20 protein-coding genes are annotated in these 22459 nt (G+C 63.0%); 7 read left to right on the top strand and 13 right to left on the bottom strand.

The window, feature by feature from the left end; translation table 11 throughout:
* On the bottom strand, positions 1-690 hold a 690-nt coding region (locus CP49_RS46005), incomplete at its 3' end, for a flagellin N-terminal helical domain-containing protein (RefSeq protein WP_476695625.1).
* Positions 691-1047: 357 nt separating this feature from the next.
* Between CP49_RS46005 and flbT the strand changes: the two genes are divergently transcribed.
* Positions 1048-1485: a flagellar biosynthesis repressor FlbT gene (gene flbT / locus CP49_RS14915; protein ID WP_057850983.1), complete on the top strand. Its 438-nt coding sequence runs from the start codon at positions 1048-1050 to the stop codon at positions 1483-1485.
* 83 nt (positions 1486-1568) lie between these two features.
* On the opposite strand, the gene CP49_RS14910 is transcribed toward flbT, so the two are convergent.
* From CP49_RS14910 to CP49_RS14890, 5 genes are all read right to left on the bottom strand, one after another.
* Positions 1569-3062, bottom strand: a complete 1494-nt coding sequence (locus CP49_RS14910; protein ID WP_057850982.1) for a flagellin — start codon at positions 3060-3062, stop codon at positions 1569-1571.
* Between the two features lie 7 nt (positions 3063-3069).
* The gene (gene flgK, locus CP49_RS14905) at positions 3070-4941 is read right to left on the bottom strand and encodes a flagellar hook-associated protein FlgK (protein ID WP_057850981.1); all 1872 of its coding nucleotides are present in this window, start codon (positions 4939-4941) and stop codon (positions 3070-3072) included.
* A gap of 44 nt (positions 4942-4985) precedes the next feature.
* Positions 4986-6797 (bottom strand): flagellar hook-basal body complex protein, encoded by a 1812-nt coding sequence (locus CP49_RS14900; protein ID WP_057850980.1) that lies wholly within the window; start codon positions 6795-6797, stop codon positions 4986-4988.
* 188 nt (positions 6798-6985) lie between these two features.
* Positions 6986-7486 carry a peptide-methionine (R)-S-oxide reductase MsrB gene (gene msrB / locus CP49_RS14895; RefSeq protein ID WP_057850979.1) on the bottom strand — a complete coding sequence of 167 codons (501 nt, stop codon included), beginning with the start codon at positions 7484-7486 and terminating at the stop codon, positions 6986-6988.
* A gap of 63 nt (positions 7487-7549) precedes the next feature.
* Positions 7550-9037 (bottom strand): NAD(P)/FAD-dependent oxidoreductase, encoded by a 1488-nt coding sequence (locus CP49_RS14890; protein ID WP_057850978.1) that lies wholly within the window; start codon positions 9035-9037, stop codon positions 7550-7552.
* Positions 9038-9131: 94 nt separating this feature from the next.
* Here CP49_RS14890 and CP49_RS14885 point away from each other — a divergent pair, with 94 nt between their 5' ends.
* Together CP49_RS14885 and CP49_RS14880 are read left to right on the top strand one after the other, a co-directional pair.
* Complete coding sequence (locus CP49_RS14885) at positions 9132-9686, top strand: SixA phosphatase family protein (RefSeq protein ID WP_057850977.1); 555 nt, start codon at positions 9132-9134, stop codon at positions 9684-9686.
* Positions 9687-9840: 154 nt separating this feature from the next.
* A complete protein-coding gene (locus CP49_RS14880; RefSeq protein ID WP_057850976.1) occupies positions 9841-10266 on the top strand; it encodes a universal stress protein in 426 nt (141 codons plus the stop codon).
* 190 nt (positions 10267-10456) lie between these two features.
* On the opposite strand, the gene CP49_RS14875 is transcribed toward CP49_RS14880, so the two are convergent.
* Positions 10457-10693 (bottom strand): DUF1127 domain-containing protein, encoded by a 237-nt coding sequence (locus CP49_RS14875; protein ID WP_057850975.1) that lies wholly within the window; start codon positions 10691-10693, stop codon positions 10457-10459.
* 180 nt (positions 10694-10873) lie between these two features.
* Here CP49_RS14875 and CP49_RS14870 point away from each other — a divergent pair, with 180 nt between their 5' ends.
* Positions 10874-12214: an aminotransferase-like domain-containing protein gene (locus CP49_RS14870; RefSeq protein ID WP_057850974.1), complete on the top strand. Its 1341-nt coding sequence runs from the start codon at positions 10874-10876 to the stop codon at positions 12212-12214.
* A 2-nt stretch (positions 12215-12216) separates the two neighbouring features.
* On the opposite strand, the gene CP49_RS14865 is transcribed toward CP49_RS14870, so the two are convergent.
* Together CP49_RS14865 and CP49_RS14860 are read right to left on the bottom strand one after the other, a co-directional pair.
* Complete coding sequence (locus tag CP49_RS14865; RefSeq protein ID WP_057850973.1) at positions 12217-12825, bottom strand: YdcF family protein; 609 nt, start codon at positions 12823-12825, stop codon at positions 12217-12219.
* Positions 12826-12918: 93 nt separating this feature from the next.
* The gene (locus CP49_RS14860) at positions 12919-13524 is read right to left on the bottom strand and encodes a hypothetical protein (RefSeq protein WP_057850972.1); all 606 of its coding nucleotides are present in this window, start codon (positions 13522-13524) and stop codon (positions 12919-12921) included.
* A gap of 69 nt (positions 13525-13593) precedes the next feature.
* Between CP49_RS14860 and CP49_RS14855 the strand changes: the two genes are divergently transcribed.
* Positions 13594-14028, top strand: a complete 435-nt coding sequence (locus CP49_RS14855) for a hypothetical protein (protein ID WP_057850990.1) — start codon at positions 13594-13596, stop codon at positions 14026-14028.
* Positions 14029-14047: 19 nt separating this feature from the next.
* Here CP49_RS14855 and CP49_RS14850 read toward each other — a convergent pair whose 3' ends face one another.
* Both CP49_RS14850 and CP49_RS14845 read right to left on the bottom strand, forming a co-directional pair.
* Positions 14048-16450, bottom strand: coding sequence for an EAL domain-containing protein (locus tag CP49_RS14850; RefSeq protein ID WP_057850971.1), 2403 nt, complete (start codon positions 16448-16450; stop codon positions 14048-14050).
* 173 nt (positions 16451-16623) lie between these two features.
* The gene (locus tag CP49_RS14845) at positions 16624-17130 is read right to left on the bottom strand and encodes a YciE/YciF ferroxidase family protein (RefSeq protein ID WP_057850970.1); all 507 of its coding nucleotides are present in this window, start codon (positions 17128-17130) and stop codon (positions 16624-16626) included.
* Between the two features lie 383 nt (positions 17131-17513).
* Here CP49_RS14845 and CP49_RS14840 point away from each other — a divergent pair, with 383 nt between their 5' ends.
* Both CP49_RS14840 and CP49_RS14835 read left to right on the top strand, forming a co-directional pair.
* A complete protein-coding gene (locus tag CP49_RS14840) occupies positions 17514-18569 on the top strand; it encodes a lysylphosphatidylglycerol synthase transmembrane domain-containing protein (protein ID WP_057850969.1) in 1056 nt (351 codons plus the stop codon).
* Between the two features lie 160 nt (positions 18570-18729).
* Positions 18730-20649 carry an SGNH/GDSL hydrolase family protein gene (locus CP49_RS14835; protein ID WP_420807612.1) on the top strand — a complete coding sequence of 640 codons (1920 nt, stop codon included), beginning with the start codon at positions 18730-18732 and terminating at the stop codon, positions 20647-20649.
* Here CP49_RS14835 and CP49_RS14830 read toward each other — a convergent pair.
* Positions 20646-21254, bottom strand: a complete 609-nt coding sequence (locus tag CP49_RS14830; RefSeq protein ID WP_057850967.1) for a DUF2147 domain-containing protein — start codon at positions 21252-21254, stop codon at positions 20646-20648. The two genes, CP49_RS14835 and CP49_RS14830, sit on opposite strands and share 4 nt — an antisense overlap.
* Before the next feature lie 125 nt (positions 21255-21379).
* On the bottom strand, positions 21380-22408 hold the full coding sequence (locus CP49_RS14825) for an NAD(P)/FAD-dependent oxidoreductase (RefSeq protein WP_057850966.1): 1029 nt from the start codon (positions 22406-22408) through the stop codon (positions 21380-21382).
* Positions 22409-22459 lie beyond the last annotated feature (51 nt).

The raw sequence follows: 22459 nt of genomic DNA, 5'->3' as shown, positions 1-22459 counted from the left end.
ATTATACTGCTTCACCAGGCTCGAGCGAATGGTCTGCGAAGCCGCATCGGCGACCGGCGCAGCGACGGCCCCAAAGGTCAGGGTACCACCGCCGGTAGCGGTGTACGTAACCGCACCGATCGTGGACGAGGCCGTATCGTTGGTCGTGGTAATGACGAGCTGGTTGGTGCTGTCGAGGCTGGCCGAATAATTGCTGGCCGCCAGCGCCGTATTCAACTGATCGAGCGACGTGGTAGCAGTGAAGGTGAAGCTGAATGCCGCATGGCCAGCGGAAGCCGCGATAGACAGAACGTCGGTGGCGTCGATGACGGTGCCGTCAACGAGGTCGGCCGCGGTGCCGGCGCCGATCGCAGTCGAGGTCACCGTCGACTTGCTCGTATAACCGGCGGGAGCCTGCAGCACCTGGTTGGCGATCGACTTTGCGGTATCGACCAGCTTCTGCAGCGAGGTGATGCCGGTGTTGGCGGCCTGCAGGACCTGCACACCGTTGCCGATGCTGTCGAGCAGGTTGTTGATGTCGCTGGCGCGGTTGTTGAGGCCCTGCGCGGTGAAGAAGTTGGTCGGATTGTCGAGAGCTGTATTGACCTTGTTACCCGTCGCAAGGCGATTCTGGGTGGTCGACAGCAGGTCGGCGGTGGACTGGAGCGAGAGCAGGTTCTGGCGAACCGAAGCCGAGAGAACGATAGACATGTTTCATACCTTTCTGGTGTGAAAATCGAGGAACAATCGCTGTCCCAATCTTTTTCGATCGGGTGAGCCAGCCTGGGACCGGGCCTCTAAAAAACAAATGAATCGAAACTGGACTCCTCCAGCGCTAAAAGAGGGACAAATTGTTCGCATTGACGCGCCCTGGTTCGAAAAACCATTGATATTGCTGCATATTGTGGGACAGACGAAAAAGCAGCCGCGTGCCCTCGTTCACCAACCGTTAACTATAATGGGAAAGGATTGCGTTCGGATCGCCTGGAGAAGCACCAGCGGGTAGCTGGCGCCACGCATTCCCTCTTCAATGACTGCGCTTTCAAAAAGCGGCGACGGAGAACAGGCATGGCCTTGAAGGTTGAACTCAAGCCGAACGAGCGGATTATCATCGGCGCCTGCGTGGTGACCAACACCGACCAGCGCGCGCGCCTGTTGATCGACGGCGACAGGATCCCGATCCTGCGCGAGAAAGACATCCTGACGCCCGAGACCGCCGATACGCCGGCCAAGCTGATCTATCTCTCAGTGCAACTGATGTATCTGTCGCCGGATCCGATGGCGCATCACCCGACCTATTTCAACCTGGTGCGGGGCATCCTGAGCACCATGCCGAGCGCGTGGCCCTTCATCGAAGCCATCAACAATAACATCCTGAACGGCGACCTGTATCACGCGCTGAAGGAAGCAAAGAAGCTGATCGGCCACGAAGAAGAGCTGATCGCCGACGCGAAAAGCCTGCAGGCGGCCAACTCCGGCAGCAAAGCCGATCGCAAGTCGGCCTGATCGGCACCGGACAACACCACGACGACAAAAGGCCTCCGCAAGGAGGCCTTTTTTTGCGCATCGGAGTTATCAGGCGACGATCGTCAGAGATATTTGGTCAGCGAGGTCTGGTAGAGCATCGAGGTGGTTTGGTACGAGGCCTGCAGGCTGGTCTGCAGTGCGAGAATCTTGGTCGCGACCTCGTCGTCGTTGATGCCCTCGATCGAATCCAGCATCGTCTGCGTGATTGCCTTGGTCTGGGCCTGGCGATCCTTGGCCGCCTTGATCGACGCCGCGGCGCCGGCGAAGTCGGCCTGGATGTCCTGAATCGACTGCGTCCCCGGCACATCAGCGAGATTCTGGGCAATGCGCTGGTTCAGCGCAGCGATCTGCGCGTTGGCATTGGGATCGGTTACCGACGTCGTGACCGCGGCAAATACCGCGACGGTCTGCAGTTGCGAGCGCAGCGCCTGTTCGTCGGCGCGCGCGCCGTATTGCACCGTGATCGATTGATCGATCTGGGCGACGGCGGTACCGCGCGCGGAGTCCGTGCCGGATTCGCCATTGTACCAACTCACAGTGTTCGCCGTCGTGCCCGCCACCAATGTTGTCGCCGCGCCGAAAGGTGTGGTGCCGACGCGCATCGGCGGCTGGTCGAAGAAATTGTCGCCGGCCGTCACCGCCGACGCCGCGACAAGCGGGCCATTGGCGAGCTTGCCGATCGAGGCATTGAGCGCGGCGTTGAGATTGGCCGCCGTCGCGGTCGGGGTGGCACCGATGGCGAAGCTGTTGGCCGGCAGCGGCGTCGCCGTCGAGGCCGTCAGAGTGATGTCCTCGGTGGTGCCGTCCGGCAGATTGAAGGTGAACTTGACCTGTTCGCCCTCAGCCGGGTTGGTGACGCCCAGATCGACCGACATCGCCGCCGGCGTGCCGGCCGGCTGGGTGATCGTCGCGCCCGTCAGCGTCGAGGTGATCGCATTGAGCTTGAGGCCGAACTCGGACGGCGAAGCGTCCTCGGCGATCTGCACTGACGTCGCCGACGGCGCCGTCAGCACGACGCGGCCGAGGCCGAGGGTACCGACGTCGGCCTGCTTGCGCTCCAGGATCAATTGCTTGAGCCCGGCCTGGGCGCCGTTGCCGTTCATGATCACGTCGGCGGCAGTCACCGGCGGCGTGTCGGTGGCACGGCCGGAGAACAGGTAGCGATCGCCCGACTTGGCGTTGAGCATGTCGACGGAATCGAAGAACCCGAGCGATGCGGTTTTCTGTCCCGCGGTCTGGCCGGTGTTGTCTATCTCGCTGACCGCACTGACCGCGGCGCCCTTTACCGACGAACCGACGTCGACAAGCCGCTGCAGCGACAGGTTGGCGACGCTGATCCGCGTGTTCAGGTTTACCGCGGTGTCGGCATAGCCGGCCAGGCCGCTGAGTTGCGAGCGCAAGCCGATGGCGAGGCTGCGGCCACTGCCCTGCCCCGCATAGGTGTTGGAGATCTTGCCGCTCGCCAACTGCTGAGTCAGCGTGTCGAGCTGGCTGCGCAGATCGAGGATGCCTGAGCCGATGTATGATGTCCGTCCGCTGACGCCACTAATGGTCATGACTGCCTCATATTGCCTGCATCAACGTTTTGTACATTTCATTCACCGTCGACATCACACGCGCATTGGCCGAATAGGAGTTCTGCAGCAACAGCAGATGCGCCATCTCCTCGTCGATGTTAACGCCCGAGGTCGCTGACATCTTTTCCTGCAGCGTATTGAGCACCACGTCTTGCCCGTCGGCGAGTTGCGCTGCCGCGTCGGCGGCCGCCCCCTGCGCGCTGGTGAACTGCTGCATGTAACTCAACAGCGTGCCTTTGAACGGCGCGCTGGCGCTGCCGACACCCGATGCCGGCGAGTATTGAAACGTTGCTGTGGTCAGCTGCGACAGGATGAAGTCGGAACGCGTCGTGTCGCCCGCGGCAGTCGAAGCGCTGTAGAGCACAAGCTTGGAGGGATCCGCAACCAGCGCATTGTTGACGGCAAGACGTCCCGCCAGGCCCGTGATCTGCGAACCCGTCGCACTGATCGCGCCGGTGTAGGGTGAGCCGTTGTCGGTGAACAGCGAGAGCTCGGCGCTGCCATTGGTCAGGTTAGTCTGCGTCGTGGTGACCGAAGCTGCATTGACCGTCGAGAAGCCGGTATTGTTCAGCACCGTCAGCGTGGAGCCAGCGCCGGAGAACTGCAGGTTCGATCCACCCAGCGCCGTGTTAAGCTGCGCAATGACGGACGCGATGCCTCCCGAAAAATCCACGCCAACGACCTGGTCGTTGGGATCGGCCGTCGCATCGTTTGACAGCGGCAGTACGCTGGCATCATCGACGCGCATGATCGAGAGTTGGCGCTGCGTATTGGTCGCGGTGTCCGTGTAGGTGACATGGATGACGTTGCCGGCCTTCAGGCCGGTGACATCAAGATCAAATCCCGACTGCAGGCCGGACGTCACCGCGGTGCCCGCGGTGGTTTTGTCGGACAGCGCGCTGGACAGCGATGCCGCGAACTGGTCGAGCTGATTCTGCGCCTCGACCAGCGACTTGTCGCGCAACTCCGTGTAGGCGGCGATCTTGCCAGACTTGATGCCACCGGTGGCAGTCAGATCGATCGATCCACCATTGGCGAATGAGACGACGACCGAGCCCAGGTTGCTTTTCGACGGGTCGGAATTCCACAGCGTGTTGGGGCTGACCGTTCCCTGCGCATTGAACGACAGTCTGGCGGCCTCGTTGCCGACGAGCTGCACGCCGGAGCCGGTGAAGACCGTAACCTGGTTGGAGCCGTTGGTGGTGACGCGAATGTCCATCAATTCGGACAATTGCGTGATGTACTGATCGCGCTGGTCGAGCAGAGCCGCCGTCGATGCGTCAGTCGAGGTGCCGCCGAGCGGATTGACCGCTATCTGGTTATTGATGGTCGCGATCTGCGACATCAGGTTGTTGGCGGTATTGACGGAATCGTTGATGCCGTTTTCGGCGGCGCCGCGCAGCGTCTGAATGCCCTGCGTCATCGAATTGAGCTGGCTTGCCAGCACATTCGCCGCATTGATGACGCCGATTCGCGCCGACTGGCTATCGGCGCTGGTCGACAGCGCCTGCACCGCCGTGGTCAGCTTGTTGAAGGCATCCTCGAGCGTACCGACCGAACCAGGGTTGCCGTAGAGGCTCTGCAGTTGCTGCAGGAAATTCGACCGCAACGAGGCGTAACCCGCGCCGGAGGTTTCCGTGCGTAGCTGTGCCTGGATATACTGATCCAACTCGCGGTTCACGCCAACGGTCCGGACGTTGCTGCCATACGACCCGGAATCGACGGTGACCTGATTCAGCGTCTTGCGAACGTAGCCGGGCGTTTCCGCGTTGGCGACATTCGAAGACACCAGCGACATCGCGGCCTGATTGGCGCGCAGGCCGGACATCGCAATGGAGAGTGCGTCGCTGAGACTCATGACAAACTACCGCTCTCGAAAACCACCACCGGATAACGCGCGAACTACCGCATCACGTTCAGCAGATCCTGGACCATCGTGTTCGCCGTCGTGATCACCTTGGTGTTGGCCGAATAGGCCTGCTGCGTGACGATCAGCTTGGTGAATTCGTCCGCGATGTCGGTGTTGGACGATTCCAGCGACGAGCCGGAAATGCTGCCGCCCTTGCCGAACAGGGCCTCGCCGGATTCGTTGGTGACTTCGAACGCGCCGCCGTCGATGCGCTTCAGGAAGTCGGCGCCGTTGAAGGTCGCGACGCTGACTTCGGCGAGATCGATGTTGCGACCGTTGGAGTAGCTGCCGACCACGCGGCCGTCGTTGCTGACGGAGACGCTCTGGAGCTGGCCGGCCGCATAGCCGTCCTGCTGCAGCTGGTTGACCTGGGCGTTGCCGTTGGTATCTGCGAACTGGGTCAGGCCGCCAGTGCCGAACGCCATCGTGACGTTGCCGAGCGTCACGCCGCTGACCGTGAGGTTGTTGAGCGTGATCTGGCCTACCACCGGATTCATCTGGCCGTTCGGGCCAAAGGTGAAATCGGTGCCGACGTTCTGCCAGGCGACCGCGCTGCCGGTCGCACTCGGGTTAACCTGATAAAACAGATTCCAGGTATCGACGTGGCCGAGGCCCAGGGTGGCTGAGTCGATCTTCGCCCAGCGCAACTGCATGCTGACCGGGGCGCCGTTGCCGTCATAGGCGGTCGCGGCGCCGCCGCTGATCGATTCGTCGAGGAAAGTCTGGTTGTCGCTGCCGATCACCACGCCGGTGCCTGCCGTGCCGCCGCCGCCGCGGAGCGCCGTCACCGTGCCGGTGAAGCCGAGCGCGCCGAACGCCGCGGCGTTCGAGCTCGACATCGTCAGATCGGCCGTCAGCCCCGTATGGATCGTGAGCGCGCCCGACGCCACCGATGATGAAGGGGTCGACGGGGGACCCGCGCCGGTGATGGAGTCGATCCTCGCCAGCAGGTCGGCGATGGTGTCGGTGACGTTGAGCTGGTTGCCGACGGCGCCCGCGGCGACGAAGGTCACAACGGTGCCGTTGACGGTGATGGTATCGCCGGCCGCGAAATTCGAAGCGATCGAGTTTGTGTTTGCGGCACCGGAGAGCGTGGTCGTCGGGCCTATCGCGGCCGGAATCGTCAGCTTGTTGTTCTGCGAGGTTCCGGTCCTGCTGCTATCGGTGAATGGAGTCATCGGCGTTCCCAGAATTCTCGGATTGCTGGCGAAGTCGGCCGGACGCAGCAACTCCGATCCCGGCACCGATTTTTCGTGGTTGGCGGTCAGCGGATAGCTCGCAAGGTTGGCGCGATAGTCGATCCTGGTCGTGGCCTGCGACGGTAGAAAGTCATTCTGGAATCGCAGAACCTCCGGCACACTGCCGCTCGGATTGCCCGTGGTCGGATCGATCGGCACGCCTTGCAGAAAGTAGCCGGCGCCGTTGACGAGATAGCCGTTTTTGTCGAGCGAGAAGTCGCCGCGCCGCGTGTAGCGATCGACACCGTCGAATACCGGGTTGTTGTCGGAGAAGCTGCCGGGCTTCTGCACCGCAAAGAATCCGTCGCCGTTGATGGCCATGTAAGTCGATACCGCCGCCGACTGCACCGACCCTGAGATGGTGTTGGTGCTGCGCGAGCCGGCAGTGACGCTGCCCGCGAGCTGCGCGGTGTTACCGGTGTCAGGAATGATGTCCTTGAAACTGGTATCGATCCGCTTGAATGCGGTCGTTTGCGAGTTCGCGATATTGCCGGAGATGTTTTCCAGGGCGTAGGAATTCGCCCGCAGACCCGCGACGGACGTGGTGAGAGCGCCGAAGATACCCATGACATTTTCTCCAAATTCGATCTGGGCGGCTCGCCGTTCCTGGGAAACCGAGGCCGCGTCGGGAGAACATGTCGCAAGCGTCGTGCCAAACTATAAACTCAATAAAAATCAAAGCCTTAACAAAAAAGCCCCGGTCCAAAGACCGGGGCACATTTGCCGGGCGGGGCAACAATTGCCGAGCGGTGCCGTTACGAAGCCTGTGGCCCGGCCGGGTGAAACACCAGCCCAAACCCATCGATGCAATAGCGCAAGCCGGTCGGCTTCGGCCCGTCGTCGAAGACGTGACCCATATGTCCACCGCAGCGGCGGCAGTGGACTTCCGTGCGCGTCATCCCGAACGTCGTGTCCTTGGTTTCACCAAGGGCATTGTCGAGCGGCTTCCAGAAGCTCGGCCAACCAGTGCCGCTATCGTATTTGGTATCAGAGGAGAACAGCGGCAGGTCGCATCCGGCGCAGGCATAGATGCCCTTGCGCTTTTCTTTCAGGAGCGGGCTCGAGCCGGGCCGCTCGGTGCCGTGCTTGCGCAGGATTTCATACTGCTGGGGCGTGAGCTGGGCGCGCCATTCGGCGTCGGTCTTTTCCACCTCGAATTTCTCGGCCGCGTGCGCCGGCGAGGTGCGCAGCCAGCGGAAAGTGGCCAGGCCAAACAGGCCGGCTACGGATGCGAGCAGGATACGGCGTTCGATCATGGAAATCTCCGTGCGAGGCGGGCGTAACGTTTCGCCATCAAGTACGGCCCACGAGCGCCGACGTTACACGGATCCGTTCCGGATTTTCTCACTTTCCTGCGAGCCAGGGACGGGTCCCCCGCCATCCTGCGCCTCTGCCGACCGCGGCGGCTGTGGACGTACCGGCCGAGGCCCGCCCGGCGGACGGCGTGGCGGCCTGGTTCCGGCCTGCCGGTTGGCTTCCGCCAATCGCGCCTCGCGAACGCGTTCCCGGACACGGGCGCCTTCGCGGTAACGGGCCAGCACGCCCGCCGCGGCGGAATGGCCCCGCCCCCACAGGCCGATCAGATGGCCGGCGACGCGGCCGGTGACGCCGCCTGCCCAGACCAGTTCGAACGGCGAGAACAGTTTCCAGCGGTCCTCGCCCCACAGGATGCTGCGCGCGATGACCTGCCCTGCCATTGCCGAGGTGTTCAGCCCCTGGCGGCCGAAGCCGCTGGCGACCCACAGCCCTTTGCGCAATTGGCCGATCTGCGGCATGCCGTGCACGGTCACCCCGACCGCGCCGCCGAACACGTCAGCTATCGGCACCTTGCCGAGTTGGGGAAAGATGGTGGCAATGCGGCGTTGAATGACGGGGCCGAAGCGGCGCGGCCGCGCGTCCCAGGTGGTTTCCGGGCTCGCCCACATCAGCCGGTCGCCATCCACGATCCGAAAATGATCGATGCCGTCGCTGTCGGCCACTGACCCCTTGAAAGCGAAGATCTCGCCAAGACGGTCGCCGAGCGGTTCGGTCACCGCGGCATAGCGCCAGACCGGCAGCAACGTCTCGGACAGGCGGCGCAACGGAGTGCCGAGATGAACGTTGCCGGTCAGCACGATATGCGAGGCGCGCAGCCGCGCCGACGGCGTCACGATACGCTTGCGAATGCCTGACGAATCGATGCTGACGACGGGAGTATCCTCGAAGATGCGCGCGCCCGCCCGCCTCGCCAGTACGGCAAGGCCGTGGATGTATTTGCGGCCGTCGATCTGAAACGCGCGCGGATAATAGATGCCGTGGAAATAGTGTGCAGTCCCGAGCTGATCGCGAACGCGATCGACCTGCCATCCCTCGACTTCGGTCTCGAAATCCTCGCTCAGCGTCTGCAGCCGGCTGATCAGCATTTCGCCGACGTCGACGTTGGAGACCTCCAGCGCGCCTTCGGTCAGCGCAATTCCCGGCATCGCCTCTTCGGTGGCGGCGGCACGGACGTAATCGGCGCCCTCCTTCGACATCGCCCACAGCTCGCGCGCGTCGTCGAGGCCGACGCGCTCGATCAGGTCACCGATCGGAAGGCTGTAGCCCGGCATGACCGTGCCGAGTTGATGACCGGACGCGTTCCAGCCGACATGCCGGCCTTCGAGAACGGCCACGCTGGCGCCAAGGCGCGCGGCCTCCAGCGCCACGGTGAGACCGGCAAGTCCTGCGCCCACCACGCAAATGTCAACATCAAGGTCGAACGAAAGCCGCGAACGAAAAGGCGCGTCATCGTCGGGGCTGTTGGTCGCACTTGTGAAAGTCTCGAGCATGGCGTTTCTTACGGACCGCTGCAGCGCTTGTCACCTTGCCGCGGACATGAGCTTGTAGATTAGTCGAGACTAAGACCGAATCGAGATCGCGCCAATGCGCCGTTTGATGCTGCTGCGTCACGCCAAGACCGAACACGACGCGCCTTCGGGCCATGACCACGACCGCCGACTCGACGAGCGCGGCCGGCGGGATGCCGCCGCCATCGGAACCTGGATCGGCCGGCATCCGCCGTTTCCCGATGCCGTTCTGGTTTCGACCGCGGTGCGGGCGCTGCAGACCTGGGAGATCGCACGCGATGCGATGAAGGATGCAGTGCGGGAACGGCCGCCGCAGCCCCAGGTCGAATTGCTCGACGAACTCTACGGCGCCGAGCCGACGCAGCTCCTGCGAATCATCCGCATGGCCGAGGTCGACGATCCCGCGCGATTGATGCTGATCGGCCACAATCCCGGCATGCATGAGCTGGCCTTGATGCTCGCCAGCAGCGGCGATGCAGCGGCGAAGAAGTCACTTGAGGATAATCTGCCAACCGCTGGCCTTGCCGTCCTGGATTTTGCAATCGACGACTGGAGCGAAGTGGCGTTCCGCCGCGGCAAACTCGTGCGGTTCACCAGCCCGAAATTGCTGAAGCAGGCGCTGGACGACTGAGGCAGGCGGACATCCCTGCCCCGCCATGCTAAGCTCTCCATGACACGGTTTTCGAGCGAATTAAGAACAAGTTCGCGTAAAAGAAAACGCGTCAAAACAAAAGGCTAGAGCCCCGTCCTGATAAATCAGGAACGGGCTCAGGCGGGAGGCGCAGATGTTCAAGTCGATTCTCGTGCCGATCGATCTGGCCGACACCGATCTGGCGAAGCCGGCGATCGCGACCGCCGCAACGCTGTCGCAAACCTGGAACGGCTCGGTGCGCCTGCTCAACGTGTTGCCGATGACGCCGGTGATGCTGGCGGAATATGTGCCGGCCGATTTCGACGCCCAGCAGCGCGCGACCTCGGAGGAAGCGCTCACCATTGTGGCGAAGGAATCCGGCATCGAGGCGTCGCGCATTTCCACCGCAGTGCGGCAGGGTGGCATCTATCACGAGATCCTCGAAGAGGCGGCGGCGATCAAGGCCGACCTGATTGTTATGACCTCGCACCGGCCCGCGATGCGGACCTATTTCCTCGGCTCCAACGCCGGTCATGTCGTGCGCTACGCCAGGTGCTCGGTACTGGTGGTGCGGCACTAGTTGAAGTGCAAAGCACTAACGATCTCGTATCCCGGACGCCGTGCAGAAGCGCGTCGGCGCTGCACAGCAGCGCCCAGACACAAAATATCGAAAACAACCCCATGCAAAGTACGTATGCGACCCGACAAAAAATTTCGGCCCGGTCGATCGACCGGGCCGTTTGATTTACCTAGCGATCAAACTAGGCGCTTCACCTGATCCGGCCGAAATCCGGATCGACGACGCCGCGCACCGCGGATTCAATCCGGCTGCGCTCGATGCCGATGTCGCGGAGCGCGCGATCGTCCAGTTCGCTCAGCGTTTGGATGGCCTGGCGGCGCGCGAAATAGGTGACGATGCCGTTTACCCAGCTTCCGAGCAGGCGGAAAAATCCGCTCGCCGAGCTCTGGGGCGCAGTCCGGGCTGCCGTCTGGGATATCGTGGTCATCGTTCTTCTCCTTGCTTGCGCGCGGCAAAGCGGTGCCGCTGGCGCAAACGCTGCGGATAGCGCCTGCACCTATTGGGTTCTGATTGCTTGCACCCCTCTCAGTGCAATCATGGGCTTGATGGGTTCAAAATGATCCGATACATTGCTCGGTGCAAGGAAAACATTGCTCTCGGTGCAATAATGTCGAAGTTCGAGTACTTAAAGCTTGCCGATACCGTCGCCGCCGAGATCGCCAACGGCGCGCTCAAGCCCGGCGACCGCCTGCCGCCGCAGCGCAGCTTCGCCTATCAGCGCAAGATCGCGGTCTCGACCGCGAGCCGCGTCTACACCGAGCTGCTCCGCCGCGGCCTCGTGGTCGGCGAAGTCGGGCGCGGCACGTTTGTGTCAGGCGAAACACGGCGCGGGATCGCCATGCCGACTGAGCCCCGCGGCGCGCGCATCGACCTGGAAGTGAATTATCCGATCCTGCCGACGCAATCGGCGATGATCGCCAGAAGCCTTGCGGGGCTCGAACGCCCCGAAGTGCTCGATCTCGCGTTGCGGCACTCGACCACGACAGGCACACAGGCGGCACGGATCATCTCCGCCGAGTTTCTCTCCCGGGAGGACTGGTCTCCGGCCGCCGATCAACTCGTCTTCACCGCGAATGGCAGGCAATGCATCGCTGCTGCGCTGGCGGCGATGGTGCCGAGCGGCGGCCGCTGCGGCGTCGAGGCCTTGACCTATCCCTTCATCAAGGACATCGCCGCGAGGTTAGGCGTCACGCTGGTGCCGCTCGCGATGGACGAGAACGGCGTTCGCCCGGACGCGGTGCAGAAGGCTCACCGCGAAGCGCATTTGTCGGCGCTGTATGTTCAGCCGACCATTCAAAATCCCCTCGGCATGACCATGTCGCCGGCACGCCGGGCTGACCTGCTGCGCGTCGTCGAGAAGCTCGGCCTCACCGTCATCGAGGACACGGTCTATGGCTTTCTCGACGAAGAGACGCCGATGGCCGCACTCGCGCCGGATAGCTGCATCACCCTCGATAGCCTGTCGAAGAAGGTGGCTCCCGGCCTTGCGCTCGGCTTCATCGTTTCGCCGCCGCGCCTGCGCGAGCGAATCATGGCCGCGGTTCGATCGGGCGGATGGACGGCTTCCGGATTCGCATTTGCCGCCGGACAACGACTGATGGCTGACGGCACGGTTGCCGAGTTGTCACGCCTGAAACGGATCGACGCGGCGCGGCGCCAGCAGATGGCGGCCAAATACCTCGCCGGCTTCGAAGTTCAGGCGAACGTCAAATCCTATCATCTCTGGCTGACCTTGCCGCCGCATTGGCGCTCGCAGACATTCGTCGCGGCCGCAGCGCGGCGCGACATCGCGTTGACCCCTTCGACCACTTTCGCCGTGTCCGCCGGCCATGCGCCCAACGCCGTCCGCCTGGCGCTCGGCGCGCCCAGCACCGAGCAGCTCGATCTGGCGCTGCGCACGGTGGCGGGAATGCTGACCGCGAAAGAAGACGTCGATACGACCGAGTAGCGCTATCGATTGCGCGTTTCGCTCTCCGGCCATTCCGCAATAAAGCCCCTTGCCCTGTACGGCTCGATCTTGTCCCATTCATTGAGCATGCGGCGGCTGAATTCGGCGTCGGTGTGCCAAAGCGCCCGCGGCGTCTTGAAGCTGTCGACCATGACCAGCATTTTCTCCACTTCCGGCCAGTGCCGATGCAGCGTCATCGGATAGCGGCGCGCCGTCCAGGTATTGCCGAGGCAGATCACGCTGCGGATGTTGGCGAGACCGAGCGCTCGGTCGATGATCGGCAGCGAGAAGATGACGTTCTCGCCGGTGTTCATCGCGCGATCCTCTCTCAGGATGATGTCGGCGGGAACGCCGCGCGCGACCATCGCACTGACGATGATCTCGCACTCCGAAAGCGCCGATCCCGGCGTTACGCCGCCGCTCACGATCGCCCAGCGAAAATATCCCGCACGCCAAAGCCGGCAGGCTTCATCGACGCGCTCGTCGACATCCTCGCGCGTGCCGAACACGAACAGCAGGTCGGCCGGCCGTAACGGCGTCTCGATCAGATGCCGTGCATTGATCGCGGCAATCTCGGCCGCCGTCGGCGATCGTGTCGTCGGGGTTGTCACGGCAACTCGCAGCTATCAGGAACGCCGCACAGAGTGCCGCGTCCTGCGGCATTTCACGAAATCACATTTCGTGTCGCTTGATTGCGAATCAGGCTATGGCAGCAGCGTCTCGGGAAGTGCGTCGAACGAATATCTGCGCGGCCGATTGCGCTTGATGAAGCCGCCGATGGTCCAGGCAAACCACACCGAGATGCCGACCAGAAACAACGCGCCGGTGAATTCGGAAGTCGCAAGCGCCCGCGCAAGAAGTCCGATCATGGCGATGGCCAGCAACGTCAGCATCACAACCGCCGTGGCATAGGTCACCGTCCCGATGCCGCCGATCAGGGAAGCCTTGCTGCCTGCCGCCCTCATCCTGCGATGCAGCTCGGCGATGAAGGCGCGATAGCCCTGGTCCTGCGGCGTCATCAACGAGACCGTCTGCCAGGTCGTCGAAAGGATCGCGATCCGACCGCCGCCGGCCCTTGCGATATCGGCGCGAAAGCGGCGGGCTTGCATCGACATCGGCCGATACGACAGACGGATTGAAGCGATATCGGCATAGGGCCACACGCCGGACCGGCGGCCGATTTTCCACGACAATCCGGCATCCGTCAGTTCGAATTGATGCGCCGACGAGATCAGTGACGCCTTGTAGGCGTAGCTGATCGTGCGCGCGCCCTCGCCTTCCGTTGCCTGGTTCGGTAGTGATGTCGGCAATTCAAAATATCCGTATCGCTTGGGGCCGCCCGCTTGCGCGGCGAGCCGGCTTTACCTTACAAGCGGGCCATGGCCGAGACGACTTATTTTCCGCGCCGCCTGATCCTGGCCGGCGCGATTGTTTCCGGAGTGCTGCTGGCGCTGGCCGTGCACATGCTGGGCGCACGTTACGGGCTCGATCTCGGCGGCCTGTGGCGGTCCGATACAAGCGAGTTCATGCCGGCGGGCGCGGCGATCGCGTGGTGGCTGATCGCGACCGTGGGCTTTTCCGGCGGCTATTTTACCGCCAACCTGATGCACAGCGCGGCCTCGGGCCAAATCCCGCAGCGGATGCGGCAGTTCCTGATCGCGGTCGGCGTGCTGATCCTCGCCGGCGCCGGACAGGCCGCCTCTGCGCCGAGCCCCGTCCCTACCATATCGGGCGTGCTCGCCGGCCTTGCAGCCTTATGCCTCGGCGCCGTGATGGCGTTCTGCGGCGCGCATTTCGCATTGCGCAAAGCTTAGAAAAACAAGGCTTGAGAAACTAAGCGATGGCCCGCGCGCGTGCTTTCGATAGCATCGTTTCCACCTCGGCTGCGGGACGCGGCGGGCTGAACAGATAGCCTTGCGCCTGCGTGCAGCCCTCCTGACGCAACAGCTCGAACTGCGCGTCGGTCTCGACGCCTTCGGCCGTGGTGACGATGCCCAGGCTTTTGCCGAGGCCGGTCACGGCGCGGACGATCGCCATCGAATCATCGCGCGTCGCCAGTTCGGTGACAAACGAGCGGTCGATCTTGATCTTGTCGAACGGGAAGCTGCGCAAGTAGCTCAGGGACGAATATCCGGTTCCGAAATCGTCCAGCGAAATCCGGACGCCAAAGGCGCGAAGCTCGTGCAGGACCGAAAGCGTTGCCTCGCTGTTCTGCAGCAACACCGATTCGGTGATTTCGAGCTCAAGCCGGCGCGCCGGAAGACCGGAGGCTTTCAACGCCTCCTTCACCGTCGACACCAGATTGGGATTCTTGAACTGCACCGGCGAGAGGTTGACGGCGACGGCGACATCCCGCGACCACCCGGCCGCGTCCATGCAAGCCTGGCGCAACACCCACTCGCCGATCGGCACGATCAGGCCGGTTTCTTCCGCCAGCGGAATGAAGTTGGCCGGAGAGATCATGCCGCGCAGCGAATGTTTCCACCGCGCCAGGGCTTCGAAACTAACGACGACGTCTTTGGCGACGTCGCGGATCGGCTGGTAATAGACTTCGAATTCTCCGCGCTGCAGCGCGGCACGCAAGTCGAGTTCCAATAGCCGCCGGGCCTGCGCGCGGGCGTCCATCCCGGTCTCGAAGAAGCGGTAGGTGCCGCGGCCGTCCTCCTTGGCGCGATAGAGCGCGAGATCGGCTTTCTTGAGCAGTTCGTCGGGATTCTTGCCGTCCTCCGGCGCCAGTGAAATGCCGATACTGACGCCGATGATGAGCTGGTGACCGGCGATTTCATAGGGCGCGGAAACCTGCTCGGCCACGTGGCTGGCGAGCAAGGCAACGGCGGATGGATCGCAATCGCTGCAGAACTGCACGATCGCGAATTCGTCGCCACCGAGCCGCGCCACCGTATCGTGCTCGGTGATGCATTCGCCGAGGCGACGGGCGACTTCCTTCAGGAGCGCGTCGCCGACAGGATGACCGAGCGAATCGTTGATGTCCTTGAAGTGGTCGAGGTCGAGACAGAGCACCGCAAGCTGGTCGCTGCGTTTGGCAAGCCGCAAGGCCTTTTCAAGTTGCTCGCGGAACAGCGTCCGGTTCGGCAGATTGGTCAGCGCGTCATGGCGCGCCATGTGCGAGATCTGTTCCTGGACCTGCTGCCATTCGGTGATGTCCTCGAAGGTAGCAACCCATCCGCCGCCCTTCATGGGCTGATCGACGACGCGGATGGCGCGTCCGTTGCGGGTCACCGTCCTCGTCACACTGTTACCGGCCTTGGCCGCAGCGATCACGCTGGCGACGAACTGATCGGGATCGCCGTCCCATCGATCAAGCGCCTTCTGCTGCCGGAGCACATCGAGGAGCAGACGACCCTGGAGAGCCATACCGGTCCGTCCCATCATTTCGGCATAGCGTTCGTTGTACAGCAGGATGCGGCCATCCGCATCGAACATGGAAAGTCCTTGCGACATGTTGTCGAGCGCAGTGTCGAGCAGGACTTTCTGCTGATGGAGTTCGCCCTTCGCGCGGCGGTCGATCATGGCCGCCAGCAGCGATAGACCGAGGATGGCGAAGGCTGCTACCGCCGTCAGGAACGAAAGCGCGGTCGGAGAAATCGACAGCCCGTCGCTACCGAGGGTCGGGTCGGGAATGAGCGTGACGGCGCCCATGGCCGTGAAATGATGCGAAACGATGGCAACCGTCAGCAACGCGGTGGCGGCCAGGGTATGGACGGGATTATCACGACGTACGGCGACAAGAAGCGCTACGGCAGCGAACAGGCTGCCAAGCACAATCGAGGCCACAACGATACTGCGCGACCATACAATGAACGCCGGAAGCTCGAGTGCCGCCATGCCGGTATAGTGCATCGCTGCGACGCCGCCACCAATGACAGCGCCGCCGAGGGCAACCACCGATTGGCGCGCACTGGACAACGCAATGCAGAGGCCGATGGCGACGATGCTTATTGCGAAGACCAGCGACAACAAAGTGACGGGTATACTGTATCCGGCGCCCGCACCCGGATCGTAAGCCAGCATCGCGACGAAATGCGTGGCCCAGATTCCGCAGCCGCCGACAGCCGCGTCGAGGCAGATCCAGATCGCGCGCGTTCGGCCCCGCGAGGCCCGGGCACGATGAAACAGGCTGATCGCGACCGCGCTCGCGAGCCAGCAAATGGTGCCGGCAAGCACGACCAGTCTCCAGTCATGCTCGGTGGTGAGGCAAGTTAGGACGCGATACATTACAGACCCCCAATGGGGCCTTTAACAGCAGTCCTATTGGTATATTTGAGGTAACCGTCGCAGCTCAGTTGCGCGGATGGTGAACAAACGCTTTTGGCATGCCAGGCGGCCCGGCATGGAAACGCCGTGCGGGGCGCTTCCCCGCGCGGCGTTTTGCCTCAATTGCGCGACGTTTAGCTTGCGGCGCGCAGGTTAACCTTGCCTTCCGCCAGCGAGGTCAGCTTCTTGTCGACCGTCTTTTCCTCATCGAGCGTCTTCTGCAGGATTGTGGCGCAATCGTTGCGCCCGAGCTGCCGTGCCCACGCGATCAGGCTGCCGTAGCGGGTAATTTCATAGTGCTCGGCGGCTTGCGCGGCGTTGATCAGGGCTGCGTCCAGCACGGCCTTGTCCTCGATTTCGCCCGCGATGTCGTCGGCCTCCTCGATGATGCCGTCGATCGCCGGGCAATCGGCCGCCTTCACCTCGGCGCCGTGCATGCGAAATATCTCTTCGAGGCGCTGCACATGCGTCTTGGTTTCATCGAGATGGGTCAGAAAACCCTGCTTGAGCTGCTTGTCGGTGGCCTTTTCGGCCATTTTTGGCAGTGCTTTCACAAGCTGCTTCTCGGCATAGTAGATATCCTGCAATTGATGCACGAACAGGTCGTTCATGGTCTTGATGTCTTTCGTGAAGAGTCCCATTGCGGTCCTCCTTCGTGTTGGAACACGCAAGGCGTCAGGCCTTCTCCTGGCCGGGGCGCGCTTCATGTTCAATGCTGATAGGAGCTAACCGGCTCGCAAAAGGGATGTTCCTAAAGGCCTCGAAAACGCCGCGATGGAACGGACGGAACGATACGGCAAAAAGAGCCCGCGGAACGGACCTCGCTGCGACTCAAAATCGTTAATGCGGCGACATATGTAGGGCGTATGACAAGGACGGCGAACGAAGCCAAAAGGCATGCTTGTCAAGGGCTGCACAAGGGCCCGGTTTTAGCTTATGGGTTTCGCGCACGGTGCCTCTGACCGTCGACTGTCACCCGTCGTGACAGGCCCATCTTTACGTATTGCCCCCGCCGGGAGGATGAATGCATCGGCTGCTGACCGCGCTCGGGCGTGGCTTCAAGGAGAAGATCGGCTGGAAACGGCTAGGGATCGCTGCGAGTCTCCTCATCATCATTTTTGCGGTCACTACGCTGGTTCGCACCCTGAAAGGGGTAGACACCGGAATTATCCTGACCGCGCTGACGGAGATCGCCCCGCATCGCATCGCGCTGGCCGCGCTGTGCGTGGTGGCGGCGTTCTGCACGCTGACCTTCTATGATTTCTTCGCCTTGCGAACCATTGGCAAGACGCACGTGCCCTATCGCATCGCCGCGCTGTCGAGCTTCACCAGCTACACGATCGGCCACAACATCGGCGCCACGGTCTTCACCGGCGGCGCGATCCGGTTCCGGATCTATTCCGACTACGGCCTGACGGCGATCGATGTCGCAAAAATCTGCTTTCTCTCAGGGCTCACCTTCTGGCTTGGCAATCTGTTCGTACTCGGCTGCGGCATGGCCTGGCATCCCGAGGCGGCATCGGCGATGGACCTGCTGCCGCCGGCGATGAACCGGATGATCGCGATCGGCTGCCTTGCCGGCATCGCCGCCTATTTCGTCTGGCTGCTGATGGGCCAGGGTCGCCGCGAGCTCGGGCAGAACGGCTGGAAGGTCGTGTTGCCCTCCGCCCGGCTGACGTTGCTGCAGGTTCTGATCGGCGTCGTCGATCTCGGCTTCTGCGCGCTGGCGATGTATCTGTTGATGCCGATGGAGCCGCACATCGATTTCGTTTCGCTGGCGGTGGTGTTCATCCTCGCGACACTGCTCGGCTTCGCCAGTCATGCGCCCGGCAGCATCGGCGTGTTCGACGCCGCGATGCTGGTGGCGCTGCCGCAGTTCAGCAGGGAAGAGTTGCTGGCGACGCTGGTGGTGTTCCGGATCCTGTACTTCCTGATCCCCTTCGGCATCTCGATTTCGATCATGGGCGGGCGCGAAGTCTGGCTCAGCGTGGTGCAACCCTGGCAGGAACGGCGCCGGCTCAGCCAAGCGTGCACGGCCAAGGCCAGGGTGCGGCAACCGATCAAGGGCCGGCAGTCCTGAGGCTGGTAACGGCGTCGTTATCTGTGCGGTCTGGTCTTTTGGGTCGGAGCTGCCTCATTCTCTTATTTCTGCCTTACCGCTAACGTCAAACGACGCCATGGCTGGAATGCTTCTACGTTCAATGATGTCGATCGCGCTGGTTGCCGGCGCACTGGTTGGAATGTCCACGTCCGCTGTGGAAGCCCAGACCGCCGGCGGCTACGGACCGCTGCAGATTTCCTGGGAGGTGCGCAACCGCTTCCGCCTGTTCCGCGAGGAGCGGGATTTCCTGCTACACGCCGAGAGCGCACGTGGCCGCAGCGTGTTGGCCGCAGAACAGGCGCTGGCGGTGCAAAGCGACGGCCGCGGCTGGGCGCGCAACACTGTGAATCGGCTTTGCATCGATCTTGCCGGCCGCGTCAACGAGCCCTGCACCCGCGACAACGTCAAGGAAAGCTATCTGACGCCGATCGATCATCCGATCGTGGCCCGGATGACCGGTCCGGTTCCGGTCGGCGCCACCTGCGCCTGGACGATCGACGATGGCGACGGCCCGCAAACCTCCACCTTCGACTGCGCCGAGCCGGTCAATCTCAGGGTCCGCTATGGGCGCACCACGGTTGCCACCGTCGACATGTCCAGCTCGGAGGGCAGTCAGCGCGCTTTCACCGAGATCGCGGTGCGCGATATCTTCATTGCAGGCCTCGGCGATAGCGTCGCGTCCGGCGAGGGAAATCCGGACCGGCCGATTGCGCTGGCCGATGAAGGTTTTTGCTTCCGCTCCTATCTCGGAACGGCAGCCGCGCAATATTACCGCCCGAGCCGCGCCGGCTATAAGGGCGGACGAGCCTGCGAAGCACCCGACTTTCTGCCGGTCTGGCAGCGGCAGAGCGCGCTCTGGTTCAACCCTGCCTGCCACCGCTCGCTCTACAGCTATCAGACCCGGACCGCGCTGGCGCTCGCCGTGCGATATCCGCACATCGCAGTGACCTATCTGCCGCTGGCCTGCACCGGCGCCACCATTGCCGACGGGCTGTTTGGCTCGCAGCGCGCCCGCGACTGCCTGCCGTCAAAATCGGGCAGCGCGTGCCAGGGCACCGTCAACGGGCAACTGGCCGAACTGCGCGAAGCCGTCGCTGCAGTGAAACGCCGCCAGCCGGATCGCAAGCTTGACCTTGTGCTGCTGTCGGTCGGCGCCAACGATATCTACTTTTCCGGGCTTGTTGCGGATGTGATCGTCGACACGGCGACCGAGCGCGCGCTGTTTCGGCGCAGCGGCGTCATGGCCTCGGTGGACGACGCACGCAGCGCGATGACGCGGGACCTGCCGCAGGGCTTTGCCAAGCTGCGCGAGGCGCTCAAGCCCCTTGTCGGCGGCGACCTGTCGCGGGTGGTCTACACCGCCTACGCCAATCCGACGCTGTCGAATGGCGGCGCACCCTGCCCCGGCGGACGCGCCGGCTTCGACATTCATCCCTCCTTCAATGCCCAGCCGCAGCGGCTGGCCGCCGTGTCGAACTTCGTCGAAGGCGAATTCCTGCCGCAGTTAAGAGCGCTGGCGCTGTGCGAGGGCGGCATCCTGTGCCGCAATCCGAGCACCGACCGCATGACTTTCGTCGACAGCCATCAGACCAGCTTTGCCAGCCACGGCTTCTGCGCACGCGCCGAAAGCGACCCCGAATTCGACCGGCAGTGCTTCTCGGCCACCGGTGATAGCTTCGATCCCGATATCGTCACAGCCGCGAACCAGCCGATGCTGTGTGGCCGCAGCGCCGGCGAGTACCGCGCCTATCTGCCGCGCGCGCGCTGGATCCGCGATGCCAATGACAGCTACTTCGCGGCGATGACCTACCCGCAAGGCCTGCCGGCGTCGCAACAGCCGTCCGATATCCATGACGCAACCTGGGGCGTGTTGTCGGCGGTCTATGGCGGCGCGGTGCATCCGAGCGCCGAGGGTCACGCGGCGATGGCGGATGCCGTCGTGCCGGCTGCCGCCGCCGTGCTGCAGCTCGATGCGGCGGTGCCTGAAGTTACCTCGCAGCCGGTGCCCCCGATACCGGTGGCGCCGCGCCCACCCGGCAGAGCCGGCGGACTTTTCTAGCGCGCAGGAACTGGAGCAGGCGCTGGCGTCGTGGTCTTCTTGGGCGCTGCAGGGGCCTTTGCCGCACCGGCCGGCTGCTTCATCGCTGCAGCGTGCGCGGGCAGGTATTTTGCGATGATAGCGGGATCGAGCTGCGCTATCGCCGTGTCCGGCAGGCGCGTCCAGATCTCATCCTTGCCCAACAGCGAGATGCCGAGATAGCCGCGCATCGTCAACGTCTGCCCATCGGGACTGAGCGTCATCTTGGCCTTGTAGATCTTGCCATCGCGCGGATCGAGCACATTGCCGTTCTCGTACTTCAATCCCTCGCGCTTCATGTCGCGGATGAAGGAGAGCCCAAGCCACGGCGCATCCTTTCGATCGTCGGTGCATTTCGAGCAGATCGGATTGGGAGCATCGCCGGGCTCCATAAAGAGCTTGGCGAACACGCCTTCGAAGGTGCCGTTGCGATCGACCACCAGAAACCATCCGACCGGCTTGCCCTTCTCGATCTTCTCCCACAGCCCGGCCGCAGAGGGTTCCACCGGCTGCGCGGCGAGTTCCCCTGTAAACGCGAGCCCGATGACGATCGGGAGTATCAGTTGAAATCCGGCTAGCTTGCGCATGTGATCACCTGATCAATCCCCTAAATCAATGGCCGCAGACTAAGGCCATTTCGCGGACGGTTCCAGTAACGATCGCCGCGCAGACCGGCAAAGCTCCGCGAGCCCAACCGTCATTTTTTTGGGAATCAGTTGACGCCGAGCTTCTTCTGCAGGCTCGACGACGAGGTGGTGTACTGGAACACCAGCCGCTTGTCCGGATAGACGTAGCGGTGCGCCTTCTGCGCCATCAGCGCGCCTTCGTGGAATCCGGACAGGATCAACTTGAGCTTGCCGGGATAGGTGTTGATGTCACCGATCGCGAAGATGCCGGGAACGTTGGTCTCGAACGCTGCGGTGTCGACCGGCACCAGATTGTTCTCGAGCGCGACGCCCCAGTTCGCCACCGGACCGAGCTTCATGGTCAGCCCGAAGAACGGCAGCATCGTATCGCACTCGATCCTCGAGATCGCGTTGTCGTTGCCCTTCATCGTCGCCGCGGAAAGCCTGCCGCCCTCGCCTTCGAGTGCGGTCACCTGACCGATCTTCAGGTCCATCTTTCCGCTCGCCACCAGCGCACGCATCTGCTCGACGCTGTGGGGCGCGGCGCGGAAATCGTCGCGCCGGTGCAGCAGCGTCACGCGTTTCGCGATCGGATGCAGATTGAGCGTCCAGTCGAGCGCGGAATCGCCGCCGCCGACGATCAAGATGCTCTTGTCGCGGAACTGCTCCATCTTGCGCACCGCATAGAACACCGAAGTGCTTTCATAAGCCTCGATGCCCGGCACCGGCGGCCGCTTCGGCTGGAACGAACCGCCGCCTGCGGAAATCACCACCACCTTGCATTCGAACACCTGACCGGCATCGGTCGTCACGCGAAAGCCGGGATCGCCGATCTTCTCGATCGTCTCCACCATCTCGTTGAGATGGAAGGTCGGATGAAACGGCTTGATCTGTTCGAGCAGCGCTTCCGTCAGGCCCTGGCCGGTGACGAAGGGAATGCCGGGAATGTCGTAGATCGGCTTTTCCGGGTAGAGCTCGGCACACTGGCCGCCGATCTTGTCGAGGATGTCGACCAGATGCGTCTTCATGTCGAGCAGGCCCAGTTCGAAAACGGCAAACAGGCCGCATGGACCCGCGCCAATGATCAGCACATCGGTTTTGATCGCTTCGCTCATATCAGCTTCTTTTCGGTTGAACCTGGCGGGAAAGCCGCATCTGTCTAGCCA

The organism is Bradyrhizobium valentinum (genome assembly GCF_001440405.1).
GTDB lineage: Bacteria > Pseudomonadota > Alphaproteobacteria > Rhizobiales > Xanthobacteraceae > Bradyrhizobium > Bradyrhizobium valentinum.
The sequence above is the reverse complement of the archived record's forward strand: the minus strand, read 5'-3'. Positions and strand labels throughout refer to the sequence as shown.

Bases quoted from the DNA above. Each gene is read 5' to 3' on its own strand.
- flbT (WP_057850983.1), top strand. From the start codon at position 1,048: ATGGCCTTGAAGGTTGAACTCAAGCCGAACGAGCGGATTATCATCGGC.
- CP49_RS14910 (WP_057850982.1), bottom strand. From the start codon at position 3,062: ATGACCATTAGTGGCGTCAGCGGACGGACATCATACATCGGCTCAGGC.
- flgK (WP_057850981.1), bottom strand. From the start codon at position 4,941: ATGAGTCTCAGCGACGCACTCTCCATTGCGATGTCCGGCCTGCGCGCC.
- CP49_RS14900 (WP_057850980.1), bottom strand. From the start codon at position 6,797: ATGGGTATCTTCGGCGCTCTCACCACGTCCGTCGCGGGTCTGCGGGCG.
- msrB (WP_057850979.1), bottom strand. From the start codon at position 7,486: ATGATCGAACGCCGTATCCTGCTCGCATCCGTAGCCGGCCTGTTTGGC.
- CP49_RS14890 (WP_057850978.1), bottom strand. From the start codon at position 9,037: ATGCTCGAGACTTTCACAAGTGCGACCAACAGCCCCGACGATGACGCG.
- CP49_RS14885 (WP_057850977.1), top strand. From the start codon at position 9,132: ATGCGCCGTTTGATGCTGCTGCGTCACGCCAAGACCGAACACGACGCG.
- CP49_RS14880 (WP_057850976.1), top strand. From the start codon at position 9,841: ATGTTCAAGTCGATTCTCGTGCCGATCGATCTGGCCGACACCGATCTG.
- CP49_RS14875 (WP_057850975.1), bottom strand. From the start codon at position 10,693: ATGACCACGATATCCCAGACGGCAGCCCGGACTGCGCCCCAGAGCTCG.
- CP49_RS14870 (WP_057850974.1), top strand. From the start codon at position 10,874: ATGTCGAAGTTCGAGTACTTAAAGCTTGCCGATACCGTCGCCGCCGAG.
- CP49_RS14855 (WP_057850990.1), top strand. From the start codon at position 13,594: ATGGCCGAGACGACTTATTTTCCGCGCCGCCTGATCCTGGCCGGCGCG.
- CP49_RS14850 (WP_057850971.1), bottom strand. From the start codon at position 16,450: ATGTATCGCGTCCTAACTTGCCTCACCACCGAGCATGACTGGAGACTG.
- CP49_RS14845 (WP_057850970.1), bottom strand. From the start codon at position 17,130: ATGGGACTCTTCACGAAAGACATCAAGACCATGAACGACCTGTTCGTG.
- CP49_RS14840 (WP_057850969.1), top strand. From the start codon at position 17,514: ATGCATCGGCTGCTGACCGCGCTCGGGCGTGGCTTCAAGGAGAAGATC.
- CP49_RS14835 (WP_420807612.1), top strand. From the start codon at position 18,730: ATGTCCACGTCCGCTGTGGAAGCCCAGACCGCCGGCGGCTACGGACCG.
- CP49_RS14830 (WP_057850967.1), bottom strand. From the start codon at position 21,254: ATGCGCAAGCTAGCCGGATTTCAACTGATACTCCCGATCGTCATCGGG.
- CP49_RS14825 (WP_057850966.1), bottom strand. From the start codon at position 22,408: ATGAGCGAAGCGATCAAAACCGATGTGCTGATCATTGGCGCGGGTCCA.